Source organism: Helicobacter suis (genome assembly GCF_902196135.1).
GTDB classification, from domain to species: domain Bacteria; phylum Campylobacterota; class Campylobacteria; order Campylobacterales; family Helicobacteraceae; genus Helicobacter; species Helicobacter suis_A.
On the sequence record NZ_CABIKE010000012.1, the window covers coordinates 20,729 to 33,056 of the forward strand.

The following is a 12,328-nucleotide window of genomic DNA, read 5'->3' on the forward strand; positions in this document are numbered from 1 at the left end:
TGCCTACTCTCCTTTCTTTTCAGCCCGGCTAATCAAAGGCAGAACAATAAAAAAGAGAGTAAGGAAGGTTAAAGAGGCCACTAACCCGACATATTTGTTATTGCCCACAGGCGGGAGCTTGCCAAAAATCGTTAACACGATCATATCTATCACAAGCAACCAAAACCACACCTGAAACGCTTTTCGTTTGTGAGCAGGTCTAACCACAGGGCTATTATCTAAAAAAGGCAAAAGGAAAAAGATAATCTGGGCTATTCCAAAGGCCACTAGACCTAAGTTTCCATTAAAGAAGAAACCGCGCAACACCTCATAACTCCAGAGGAAATACCACTCAGGGTAAATGTGGTGCGGGGTTTTAAGGCTATTAGCGCGCTCAAAGTTAATAGGATCCATCGCAAACTCGTAGTGGTAGCACACCAAATAAAAGAAAAAGACCATGAAAGCACAGATTACAAAAATATCTTTGGATAAAAATACAGGCCAAAAGGGGATAACTTTAGACTCTTTTTTATGCCCCTCTTTATATTTTTTCTCCTCCTCCTCAAAGTCTAGCACATCGCCCTCTTGGTTATTGACATGGGGAATACGCAAAGAATAAAAATGCATGCAAATAACCATAATAATGACTACAGGCAATAAGAAAACATGCAACATAAAAAAGCGAGTAAGAGTTGCATCAGCTACTACATAATTCCCCCTAATCCACACTAAAAGATCAGGGCCTATGACTGGGATTTTGCCAAAAAGCTCGGTGATCACAGAGGCTGCCCAGTAACTCATCTGTCCCCAGGGTAACATGTAGCCACTAAAGGCCTCCGCGCTAAAGATCACAAATAAAAGCATGCCTGAAATCCAGATCATTTCACGGCCCTTTTTATACGAGCCATAATAGATACCCACAAACATATGGATATAGATAATCACAAAGATCATACTTGCAGCTGTAGCGTGGATATGACGCCACAGCCAGCCAAAGGCCACTTCTTGCATGATCGTAAAATTCACGCTGTCATAAGCTAATTTGGCATCCGGCTTATAATACATCAACAAAAAGATGCCTGAGATCACCAAAGTTGTAAAAAGGACAAGTAAAATCACCCCCATCGCCCACAAGAAGTTAATGTTTTTGGGTATCCAATACTCTGTCATTAAGACTTTGACTAGTTTTTTAATCCCAAGTCTTTGATCGAGCCAGTCTCCTATGCCTTCTGCTTTTTTAAACTCTGCCATAACCTCTCCTTATGCGTGTGCAACCATAGTTTGATACTCCTGCCCCACTTCCCCAAAGGTGATCTTACTGCCCTCTAATTTAAAGGGGGGGATTTCAAAAGGTTTAGGCGGAGGTGTACCGGCGATATTGACTCCATCGCTGGTAAATCTTCCCCCATGGCAAGGGCATAAAAAGCCTTTTTCAATGGATTCAAAATTAGGGATACAACCCAAATGCGTACAGATTTGTACCCCCACTGTAAAAACCCCCCCACTGATTTTAAAATCCCGTTTGGCATCAAAATTCATCCCCGCTTTTTTCTTGATGATATAAACCGGTTTGCCCCGCCACTCCACAGCAGAAAAGCTCCCCTCCTGCATGCTAGAAACATCTACGGTTGTAAAGCCTGCAGACACCACGCTAGGCAAAGGGTCCCAAGTTTTTTTCATCGCCACTAATCCAGCAAGTGCTCCCACGCCGGCAACTCCTGAAAGCGCCATGCCTAAAAAATCTCTCCGACTGATCTCTGCCATTATCGCTCCTACTTTGTTTTTGCAAACCGCCATTTTACATTAAAAAACCTAATATTGATCGCTACAGGGTTTTCTAAAGTGCCAAAGCGCCCGTATTGCCCTCTAAAAACTAACCTTTATTTGTTTGAGTTAGGTAATGTAACTAGCCGTGCTTTAATCTTAGAATTTCCCCCTCCAAAGGGTGTTAAGATGTTTTCATGAAGTCTAAAGTATCTTTATTGAAACTAGGCGTATTTAGCGTGGGGGTTTTTCTAAAGACTTGTTTAGAGCTAACACTCTCTTGGATTTGCAATAACGCCTCTTTAATCTCCTCTAGCTTTTCTTGTAAATAGATCTCTGTATTTGAAGCACTCTTTAGAGGATTATTCACTTCTATACTTAGGCTTGTCTGTTCTAATGTAACTACTAAAGGCGTATCAAAGAGTACATGGCCTAAAAACTGCGCTTTATTAATGACTTCTTGCATTTGCATGCGCCCCTCTTGCGTATCTGATAGAGGCATTAATTTAAGTAATTTATTGCAAGCAATCTGTAAAACTTGTAAAGCCCCTATGCTTTCATTGAGACTCTTAATTTCATGGCTAAATTTCTCAATCTTGCTAGATTTTTGCCGGGTATCTAACATTTCTAGTTCTTGCGTATCTAGCGCGCCTAAATGTTTCTCAAAAGCCTGCAACATGTCTTGTTTTAACATTTTTATCCTTTGCTACGAGATACGCTAAACAAGCATTTTTTATTCCCTTTAAATACAACGCGATTAGTTGAGTTTTAGGTATAATGGCGGCTTATTTTGATGTAGAAGAAGGTCCATGAAAGTTATTTTCTCTTTATTGCTTATCTGTGTCGCTTCTTTAAAGGCTGCTAGTATCCATGTGTTTAAAAAACAAGGGGATAACTCAGCCCCTACCTTGCTTTTAATGGGTGGGATTCAAGGTGATGAGCCGGGTGGGTTTAACACCACTAATATCTTTTTAATGCACTATAAAATCTTATCGGGTAATGTGTGGGTGGTGCCTGTGCTTAACCGGTATTCTATGCTACGCAACCACCGCGGTGTTTATGGGGATTTAAACCGCAAGTTTGCCTATATTAGCCGCCGTGATCCAGAGTATGCTTTAATCCAATCAATCAAAGCAACAATTATGGATTCTGAGGTTAATGTGATCTTACACCTCCATGATGGCAGTGGGTTTTATCGCCCCTCTTATCAAAGCGCCTTGCTTAACCCTAAGCGTTGGGGCAACTCTTTTATTATTGATCAAGAAGAACTCCCCCATGTAAAATTTGGGCATTTAGGCCGTATATCGCGCAACACCACACACCACATCAACCAATTTCTACTCAAATCTCTCCACCGGCATTATATCCGCAATACCCACACCGCTAGGGGTGATAAAGAAATGGAAAAGGCTTTAACTTATTTTGCTATCCGGCATAAAAAACCCGCCTTTGCCCATGAAGCTAGTAAAGAATTACCCTTAAATGAGCGGGTTTATTACCACCTTTTAGCCGTTGAAGGCTTAATGCAACAATTAGGAATCACCTACACTAAAGATTTTACCCTCAAGCCTGCTAATTTATACCGCCTCATCAATGATAAAACCCTCACGCTTACTCTCAATCAAAATATTTTATTGCCCCTCTATGGTTTGCGCCCCCAACTTAAATTTTTTCCCTTCCCCAAACATGTCGCTATAGATAAAAATAGCTTAGATTCTCAAAGCTACATTTTAGGTCTCTTGCCCCATAAAAACCAAATTTGGCTCAAATATGGCAACAAGCTCATGACTCGTTTAACCCCCCTATATTTAAACTTTGATCACAGCCTTAGAGATATCCAAATAGAAGTAGATGGGCAAATCAAAACAGCTACACCGGCTAGCATTTTGGAAGTTAAAGAAGCCTTCAAGGTTTTACCTAAGGAGGGTTACCGGGTAAATGTGATTGGTTTTTCGCTCAATGATGGCAAAAAATTACCTAATGAAGTGGGGGTGAGCATTGCCTATAAGGATCTAGAGAAGAAATTTTCTATTGATAGGCAGGGCAAGATTTATCGTATTGAAATTTATAAAAATCATGCCTTTAGTGGCATGGTTTTGGTTCGCTTCATTTATAATGCTCTCTAGTTTAGAAATTCTACGCGTGCTTAAAAGTTTAGATTTACTCAAAAATGCACCTGCTTTGTGGTGGCCTTCTGCTGGTGAATTTGAAGTGATCTTGGGGGCTATTTTAACCCAGAATACGCGTTTTAAACAGGTACTTAAATCCTTAGAAAATCTTAAGTTAGCTGGGATTTTAAGCGCTGATTCTAACATAACACTACACAATCTAGCCACAATCCCTATAGAAAAACTAATCCCCCACATTGTCCCTAGCGGGTTTTATCGCCAAAAAGCGCGTTATGTGTGTTTGCTTAGCCAAAATATTTTAAGAGATTTTCAAGATTTTAAAACTTTTCAAAAACAAGTTGATCGCGCGTGGCTTTTAAAACAATTAGGCATTGGCCAAGAAAGTGCAGATGGGATTTTAAATTATGCTTGTTTACGGCCGGTTATGGTAGTGGATCGCTACACTTATCAATTTTTATTATCACTAGGGCTAGAAATTAAAGACTATGGCATGTTACAAAAGTTTTTTATGCAAGGCATTACTAATCATTTAGACAAAGCCCTCGCCCTTTATGAATACAAACTTGATTTAGCTGCTATTTATGCGCGCTTCCATGGGAAGATTGTAGAGTATATGCGCGCTAGTGCTAAACCTCAATTAAAGGAATTAAATGGTCTTTATTGATGCTTGTTTAGGTAAACAAACCCCCTACACCCCTATTTGGATGATGCGCCAAGCCGGCCGTTATTTAAGTGAATACCAAGAGATTAGAAAACAGGCTAAGAACTTTTTAGATTTATGTGCTAATGTTGATCTAGCAAGTACGATTACTCTCCAGCCAGTAGAAATTTTAGATGTAGATGCGGCTATTCTTTTTAGCGATATTCTTGTACTGCCCCATACTATGGGTTTGCCTTTAGAATTTGTTCCGGGTTTTGGACCTAAATTTTTACGAGGCATAGAGAGCTTAGAAGACATTCAAGTTTTACACACCGCCTATCAAAAATTAGAATTTGTCTATGATACTTTATCTAGTGTGCGCGCTAAGCTAGAGCCTAGCAAAGCCCTTATTGGTTTTAGTGGCGCGCCTTGGACTTTAGCAACTTACATGGTTGAATCTCAAGGGAGTAAAACCTACCATAAAAGTAAAAAACTCCTCTATACAGACCCTAAACTTTTGCACACTCTATTAGACATGCTAAGTACAGAGATCATAGGCTATCTTTCCATGCAAATTAAGGCCGGAGCCGATGCGATCATGCTCTTTGATTCGTGGGCAAATGCTTTAGAATGCAAAGCCTATTTAGAATTTGGCTGGTCTTATATCCAAAAAATCACCCATACCCTTAAAACCATGCACAAAACAACCCCTATTATCGTATTCCCTAAGGGTATTTCTGGCTACTTAGAGCATTTAAACGGCGATTTTGATGTCTTTGGGTGTGATTGGAGTACCCCCCTAGAATTAGCTAAAAGAATTTTAGGGCACCGTTATGTTTTGCAAGGAAACTTAGAGCCTGCACGGCTTTATAACCAAGAAGCGATGTTAGAGGGTGTTATGCACATTTTAGAAGTGATGGGCAAAGATCCGGGCTTTATTTTTAATTTAGGGCATGGCATGTTAGCTGATTTGCCCCGCACAACAGCTATAGAACTCGTGCGCTTAGTACATGAAAAAACCAAGCGTTAAAGAGATGACTATTCTACTTTGCACTGAGCAGTTTTATCCCCTGCAAACAGGAACGGCTACAGCTGATTATGGCTTGTGTTTAGCCCTTTCTAGACTTGGGTATAATTAGGGCGAAATTTATCCTACACCCCCAGTTTTTTCAAGAAATAGCGGTAGTAGCACCACCTTCTAAAATTAGCAATGCGTGTCCATAAAGCAACCCTATAGTTTTTCAAAAATCCTCTTTGCTGTTTTTGACTTAATGCACTCAGAATCGCAATATTTTCTGGAGTAATGATGGTGGATTTTGTGTAATCTTGATAACAAAATACACTCATTGGGATATAGGTAAAACAAGGGATTTTGTGCCTATGAGACTCTAGTAAAAACATATCTACAGGTTCTATAAAAAATTGGCTTGCACTTATAAAAGCTTTGGCAGCCTTTGGGGTGATGTAGTAGGCAAGCGTTGTTCTGATATCCAAATGTGTTAGATAAAAATATTTATTTAAGATCGTTTCTGAATTTGGGTTTGGCACAATTTCTGTGCCTTTTGTACCAAGTATTGCAGATTCTTCAGGTTTTTCAAACCGCGTATATAGCCTCACAAAATCAAACGGATTGTTAAGACAATCTATACAACTCTGATAGAAATTAGGTAACAATTCCGCGTCATCTTCTAATACTACAATAGGCTTATTAAGTGTGATACACTTCAGCCACAAAAAATAATGGCTGGCATAACAACCTAGCTCTTCAGGGATCATTTCTCTGCCCTCTTTGCTTAAAAACCAACTGCTGTATTTTAACTTTTGGGGTGAGTAGGAATTTTCAATAAATCCTGTATAACCTAAATCCTTTTGGAAGTAACAACTGTGTTTGTCAATAGCATCAAAGATATGGAAGCGAAAGTCCAAAGAATAGTAATTTTGTGGAGGGTTTTCTACCATTGATTGGCAGTAAGCGTGCCGAGAGCTATTCTTGAGAGAGATTATGAAAATATCTAGAAAATCTAGCATGGTTGCCTCTGAATTTAAAATACCCACCGGTATAACAAAACTTGATTAAATCACTCATATGCAGTGTTTTTAATATACGTTCAAGGTTTTAGTACATACTGCACACTAAAAAACTACTAGTTTTTCAATAGTTTTATTGTAGAATAGCCGTTTTGAAGGAATACAATGATCATTCTTTTTTGTACAGAACAATTCTACCCTCTCTCCACCGAAGCAGCAACGCTAGATTATGGTTTAACCTCTGTGCTTGCCAGGCAGGGACATCAAGTTTATATGATCACTTCTAGCCACTCTGCAGATGGTTTTAAAATAAAGAGAGAAGGGGTAGTCCATTATATCAACGATAAAGAAGCCATAGAAATAGAAACTAACCTATTTGTGTTAGAATTTGAAATTGTGTTAAAGTCTTCTTGTGGGGGTTATATAGGCGAGTGTGAAGCCTACAAAAATTTTATGAGATCTTTTGAATGTGATTTGTTAGTGATTTCTGGGCTTTGCACATGGAGTTTTTTATTGATTTTAGACTCTCTTCTTACTCTCAAAGCTAAGAGGAAAGTTGTGAGAGTCCACGAAGAATGGATTTTAGTTAACATCCAGAGCAAAGGGCGCAAGGCTTATATCAAGAAAATTATTTTCAACTCTATTAAAAAAGGTTTGAAGTACTTCTTTTACAAGCCTGATGTTTATGATAAAATCTTCACTCTCCCTGCACTCAGGCACAAAGTTAAAAATTCCTTAAAATATTTTGACAAAGTCTTTTTTCTGCCACATCCACAAAGTCGTATTGATGTCTATCTTGCATCTTATTGCTCTGATATAGGTATTTTGCCAAATGGTGTTTTTGAAAAAGACATCCATCCTCCTAAGATTTTAAAAAGTACTATCCCTAATCAAGACTGGGAAAAAGGCCCTTATCTTTTAGCTTTAGCGCACTTTTTAGTTGATTGGCACACTCTGCTTTTAGACGCCTTCTATGCTAGTAGTACAAAACTTCCGCTCATATTAGCTGGTGGCCATGTTTCAGGTTATAACTTGCAGTCTGTGCAAGCTTATAAATCTAAGCTAGATACACAACATGGCTATAGGGAAGTTTATCTGCTTCATGTAAACGAAAAACGTGCTTTTGAGTTACTCCAAAATACTACCCTATTTTTACATGCTGCCTCTTTGTCTTCTTATAAAAGTTTTCCCGTTATGGTTTTAAAAAGCCTTTCTTTTGGAGTGCCTATTATCTGCATGGGGGCGGATACTGATCCAGATTTGGTAGTTAAAGATTCTTTAGAAATGGCTCACATGATCGATTGTTTATTAAATAACCCTGATTATTACAACGGCATGGCTACAAGCTTGCATGCTAGAATCAAAAACTACACCTACGAAAAAATCGCTCAAGAATTAATCGTCTAATCTATTAGCGACGCGTATTGTCTTGTAAAATAGTGGTAATAGTACATCCTGCGTATTCTTTCAAATAAAATTCTCCAGTAGCTTACTTTTGTTTTTTTCTTATAGATGGGATCGTTTTGGAGTAAAGTAGCATTTTCTTGAGAGTAGATTGTAGATTGTGTGTTATGAGTATCAGGACGCACACTAAAAGGGATATAAAGCATGCAGGGGATTTTATGGGCATGAATTTTGTTAAAAAACTGATCTACCGGTTCACACCAGTGGAGACTAAAACTCACTAAAGTTCTTGCTGCTTTTGGGGTAATGTAGTAAGCCATGTTGCCATAAGTATCTAGCACAGAAAGGTAAAAATGCCTTAAGAAAATAATTTCCCTTGCTGGATTTGCTAAACACGCCTGTTCTCCATGGTGTGTAGTAATGATGAAACTAGAGCCATCCACTCCATATGAAAAACCTGCCCAAAGCCGCACTAGATCAAATGGACTTGAGAGGCAGTCTATCAAACTCTGATAAAAATTAGGTTGCAATCCAAGGTCATCTTCTAAGATACAAATGGGTTTATTAGATTCTATGCATTTGATCCAGAGCATATATTGGCTAGCATAACAACCTAGCTCTTCAGGTAACATCTCTCTACCATCAAGGCTTTCAAACCAAGATTCTCCTATTTGCCACTCAGGCTTGTAGGAATTTTCAATAAGTCCGGTATAGCCTAAATCTCTTTTAAAGTAATGGCTATGTTTGTCAATGGCATCAAAAATATGGAAATTAAACTTAATAGGGTGGTTGTTTGGCGGTGGATTGTCTACAATAGCTTGGCAAGTGGCGTATCTCTTACTATTTTTTAGAGAAATAATATAAATATCTAAAGAGTCTAGCAAGCGCGATCCTTTCAAGTTACACTGGTTTAATTGGCTATAATCGTCCAAAAACAAGGAATGTTTATGACCATCCTCTTTACCACCGAACAACACCACCCCTTGCAGATTGGATTAGTCGCGCAGATTATGGGCTTAGCTTAGCGCTTGCTAAGGCAGGGCATCTAGTATATGTGATCACAACAGGCATGTATGGGGAGACAAAAATTACTAGAGAAGGGAAATTAAGTTCTATCTCTAGCGGCAACTTAAGTATCAAAATTTTGTGCAAAATTTTAAGTGTGATTTGCTGATCAATTCAGCTATTTTGACATGGAATACAGATTTTATCTTATCATCACTCCCCCCCAACTAAATCCCAACCCCCCAATCCCCCTAAACCTAAGAGGCCTTTAAACCTTTTAGCTAGCTAGTCTAATTCAAAGGTATTTGAAAAAACCGCCTAATTGTGGCGGGGCAAATCCCCAAGAGGGGTAGGAAAAATGATCACACAATTAGCCCACGCTAATAGCTTTAAACAGGCTATTAAAAGCACTGGTAAAAATATTTCTATCTTTATAAATTTGGCTTTTCTGTTCCTCACTTAAATCTTTAGCGTTTTTAACCTTTAGGATACTTTGGCGGGTGATTTCTGCCTTGTATTCTCTAGCGCCTTTGTTCAGGGCGTTTAGACTTAACAATATGCCCTTTGGTGAGCGTCATTTAAGTATCCCCTTAGTATCATACAACTATGTAGTCTAAATTGGAGGTAGTGTTTTTTTTGAAAAAGATTGTAATCGATGTAACCGTTCTTTTAGAAGATCTGACGGGTCTTGGGTACTATACTCTGAATTTAGTTCAATCTTTAGAGAAGCATTTTAAAAATCGAAATGATATAACAATCAAGCTTGTTGCCCAAGATAAGCTTTATAATCTCGCATTTTTTGGTAGTCCTGCGTTTTTTCGTGGCCCTGTGTTTTTTGATAGTCTAGCAGAATTTGAGCAGCAACATCCCCTGCAAGATACTAATCACGTTTCTGAAAAATTAACCCAATATGCCAAGCCGCACATTTTAAGGCGCATTCTGGGCAAGATTTATCGCTCCATTAAAAAATTCCTTAAGGAATCATTATCACAGAGATTTTATTTTTTGAAGTACCGTTATGGTATAGGGTTTTTGTTTGTGAAGCGTTGCGAGGCTCTTTGCAATGAGACTTTTGACCTCTACATTGAACCGGGGTTTATGATTGTTCCCCTCAAGGCTAAAAAAATCCTGGGAGCTATCCACGACTTGCCCTTATGCGATCCGCAAAGCTGGTTAATATCCCGAGATGATCAAGCCCGTTGGGAGTACTATGTTCAGCCCAGAATGTCTACTTATGATACGGTGGTTTGTTTTAGCGAGCATGTCAGAGCAGACATTCTTAAAACATTTGGATTTCCCGATTCTAAGGTACATGTTATCTACCATGGGCTTAGGGATTACAAAACCACTACTCCTGCAAATCTACCACCTCATTTAGGAGAGTTTATTTTAGCAGTTGGCGCTGGGTCAGTGCGTAAGAATGTGAAAAGATTAGTAGAAGCGTTCCAATTATTGCCACAAGAAATACAGCAGCGCTATAAAGTGGTGCTCACAGGACCGGGTATAAAAACGGGTTCGTGCGTGGGGATAGAGCATTGTGGGATAAAACCATATAGCTTTATCACTAGTCTAGGTTATGTTTCCGATTCTTTGTTGCATGCTCTTTATGCCCATGCCCGTGTTTTGTGGTGGGGGAGTCTAGCTGAAGGTTTTGGTTGGCCTATGCTAGAGGCTATGCAGGCTGGGTGCATGGTGTTGGCTAGCAATGTCTCTTGCATGCCAGAAATTCTAGGGGATGCAGGGGTTTATTGCGATCCTTATGATGTCCAAGACATTGCAAAGCAATTAGAAAAAGTCCTCACAGATGGAGAGTTACGAGAGCAGTGCATAAAAAATGGCTTGGAGCGTGTTAAAAAATTTGATTCTTACAAGAGCATGCAAAAGCATATGGAGATTATTGATGAGATGCTAGGGTTTGTGTAATTAACCATGCTTTCTATTTGACTAGCTGGAGTTTAGGTATACCTTGTGATGTTTTCAGTCTAAATAAATTTATTAAAGGGGCGTAATTTGGGAGTCTTTGTTAGAAGACTTTTTAAAATATGGTACATACTGTGTCAGTTAGCAGAAGAAGTATTTTTCCTCATGAGTTTTGCTATGGTCTGGGTTTTGCGTAAAATCAAAAAACCAAGAATTCGCCCAAAAACCTTGCTATTGATCAAGCTTGATGCAATAGGCGATTATGTGTTATTCAGAAATTTTTTGCAACCTCTAAGAGAGGCTTATGCTGGTTATGAGATCACTTTTTTGTGTAATGCAGACTTCTTAGAAATTGTCCACGCTTATGATAGGTTTTGTGTGGATCACATCATACCTGTAGATATGCGCAACTGGTATTGGATGCATGCCTTATTTTACCGCCCCAAGGTGTTGTACTTATTAAACAAGCAAGGCTATGAAATTGTGATTGTCCCTACATACCACCGCTTTCCCTACAGGGATGACTACTTGGTCAGGCTTATCCATGCCCAACATAAAATTGGCTCTAAGGGACTTGAGCTGACCAGACAATGGCATGAAGCTACAGAGAAACTAAGACCATGTGATATGGCCTATACTACTTTATTAGACACCACTCCAGAGGAGCTGTTTGAATTTGAGCGCAATAAAGAATTTTTTAGCCAATTATTGCAACGACCTCTTACAGAAATCCAACTCCATCTCCACGCATTGCCAGCTAACACCTCTCTTTCTTTGCCAATGAGCTATGGTGTCTTCTTTTTAGGTGCATCCGATCCAAGGAGAAAGTGGGCTCTTGCTTCTTGGATTGCCCTAGCCAAAAAAATCTCCCCTGCTTTTCAAATTGTGCTATGTGGGTCCAAAAAAGAAGTCTTAGATGCCCTGCAGATTATAGACGGTGTTCCTGAGGCAATTAATTTAGCGGGTAAGACCACTTGGATTGAACTCTTGCATGTGCTCTCTAAAGCATCCTTTATTGTCTCCAATGAAACGGCAATTCCTCATTTTAGTGTGGCTTTGGGTCTAGGACCTGTTTTTGTCATTAGTAATGCCAATGGATCAAAGCGCAAGAAATAGCGCCCCACTTTAGCGATCTCCTCAAAGCGCTCAGATTGTAGCGCGGCTTTGATCATTTCATAGTCAAGCACATTGGAGATTAGGTGTGGTTGGGTTAATCGCATTCACTCTCCATTAATGATGTTTGCAAATAAATAAATCCACTTTCTCAAAAGCATTTTCTGTATCTGTTTTCTCTAACATATACTTAGAGAGTACCTCAAAGAAAGAACCCCTAATTTGTGGTGATTTATCTTGGATATAATTTTCTTGAAATTCTTCAAAGGTCATGCACGCTCCTTTAATAGAAAAATTTTTACAAAATACACTCTAGCATGGTAGCCTGTTCTTTATTCCTTAATTG

General features: G+C 39.1%; 13 protein-coding genes. 6 read left to right on the forward strand and 7 right to left on the reverse strand.

The genetic code is table 11. The annotated features are described in order from the left end of the window. Nucleotides 1-3: 3 nt before the first annotated feature. The 3 genes from G6Q06_RS07020 to G6Q06_RS07030 form a co-directional block, all read right to left on the reverse strand. Nucleotides 4-1,230, reverse strand: a complete 1,227-nt coding sequence (locus G6Q06_RS07020) for a cytochrome b (protein ID WP_163566150.1) — start codon at nt 1,228-1,230, stop codon at nt 4-6. A gap of 9 nt (nt 1,231-1,239) precedes the next feature. Then, a complete protein-coding gene (locus G6Q06_RS07025; RefSeq protein ID WP_163534625.1) occupies nt 1,240-1,743 on the reverse strand; it encodes a Rieske 2Fe-2S domain-containing protein in 504 nt (167 codons plus the stop codon). Between the two features lie 184 nt (nt 1,744-1,927). Beyond that, entirely contained in the window at nt 1,928-2,437 is a 510-nt protein-coding gene (locus G6Q06_RS07030; protein WP_240329322.1) for a flagellar FLiS export co-chaperone, read from the reverse strand. A 115-nt stretch (nt 2,438-2,552) separates the two neighbouring features. Here G6Q06_RS07030 and G6Q06_RS07035 point away from each other — a divergent pair, with 115 nt between their 5' ends. From G6Q06_RS07035 to hemE, 3 genes are read left to right on the forward strand one after another with little or no spacing between them, the layout of a single operon-like run. Next, entirely contained in the window at nt 2,553-3,869 is a 1,317-nt protein-coding gene (locus G6Q06_RS07035) for a M99 family carboxypeptidase catalytic domain-containing protein (RefSeq protein ID WP_163566151.1), read from the forward strand. Further along, nucleotides 3,859-4,536, forward strand: a complete 678-nt coding sequence (locus G6Q06_RS07040; protein ID WP_163564660.1) for a 3-methyladenine DNA glycosylase — start codon at nt 3,859-3,861, stop codon at nt 4,534-4,536. Before G6Q06_RS07035 ends, G6Q06_RS07040 begins: the two co-directional genes overlap by 11 nt. After that, the gene (gene hemE / locus G6Q06_RS07045) at nt 4,523-5,542 is read left to right on the forward strand and encodes a uroporphyrinogen decarboxylase (protein ID WP_163564658.1); all 1,020 of its coding nucleotides are present in this window, start codon (nt 4,523-4,525) and stop codon (nt 5,540-5,542) included. Before G6Q06_RS07040 ends, hemE begins: the two co-directional genes overlap by 14 nt. A 122-nt stretch (nt 5,543-5,664) precedes the next feature. Here hemE and G6Q06_RS07050 read toward each other — a convergent pair whose 3' ends face one another. Next, nucleotides 5,665-6,540, reverse strand: coding sequence for a glycosyltransferase family 25 protein (locus G6Q06_RS07050; RefSeq protein WP_163566152.1), 876 nt, complete (start codon nt 6,538-6,540; stop codon nt 5,665-5,667). 165 nt (nt 6,541-6,705) lie between these two features. Between G6Q06_RS07050 and G6Q06_RS07055 the strand changes: the two genes are divergently transcribed. After that, entirely contained in the window at nt 6,706-7,947 is a 1,242-nt protein-coding gene (locus G6Q06_RS07055; RefSeq protein WP_163564654.1) for a glycosyltransferase family 4 protein, read from the forward strand. On the opposite strand, the gene G6Q06_RS07060 is transcribed toward G6Q06_RS07055, so the two are convergent. After that, nucleotides 7,944-8,828 carry a glycosyltransferase family 25 protein gene (locus G6Q06_RS07060; RefSeq protein ID WP_163566153.1) on the reverse strand — a complete coding sequence of 295 codons (885 nt, stop codon included), beginning with the start codon at nt 8,826-8,828 and terminating at the stop codon, nt 7,944-7,946. The two genes, G6Q06_RS07055 and G6Q06_RS07060, sit on opposite strands and share 4 nt — an antisense overlap. 491 nt (nt 8,829-9,319) lie before the next feature. Beyond that, on the reverse strand, nt 9,320-9,505 hold the full coding sequence (locus G6Q06_RS07065; RefSeq protein WP_163533667.1) for a hypothetical protein: 186 nt from the start codon (nt 9,503-9,505) through the stop codon (nt 9,320-9,322). Nucleotides 9,506-9,585: 80 nt separating this feature from the next. Between G6Q06_RS07065 and G6Q06_RS08635 the strand changes: the two genes are divergently transcribed. Both G6Q06_RS08635 and G6Q06_RS07075 read left to right on the forward strand, forming a co-directional pair. Further along, nucleotides 9,586-10,872, forward strand: coding sequence for a glycosyltransferase family 4 protein (locus G6Q06_RS08635; RefSeq protein WP_240329324.1), 1,287 nt, complete (start codon nt 9,586-9,588; stop codon nt 10,870-10,872). 87 nt (nt 10,873-10,959) lie between these two features. Continuing rightward, nucleotides 10,960-11,985: a glycosyltransferase family 9 protein gene (locus tag G6Q06_RS07075; protein ID WP_163566154.1), complete on the forward strand. Its 1,026-nt coding sequence runs from the start codon at nt 10,960-10,962 to the stop codon at nt 11,983-11,985. 114 nt (nt 11,986-12,099) lie between these two features. Here the strand turns inward: G6Q06_RS07075 and G6Q06_RS07080 are convergent, their stop codons facing one another. Next, nucleotides 12,100-12,255 carry a hypothetical protein gene (locus tag G6Q06_RS07080; protein WP_163566137.1) on the reverse strand — a complete coding sequence of 52 codons (156 nt, stop codon included), beginning with the start codon at nt 12,253-12,255 and terminating at the stop codon, nt 12,100-12,102. Nucleotides 12,256-12,328: the final 73 nt, after the last annotated feature.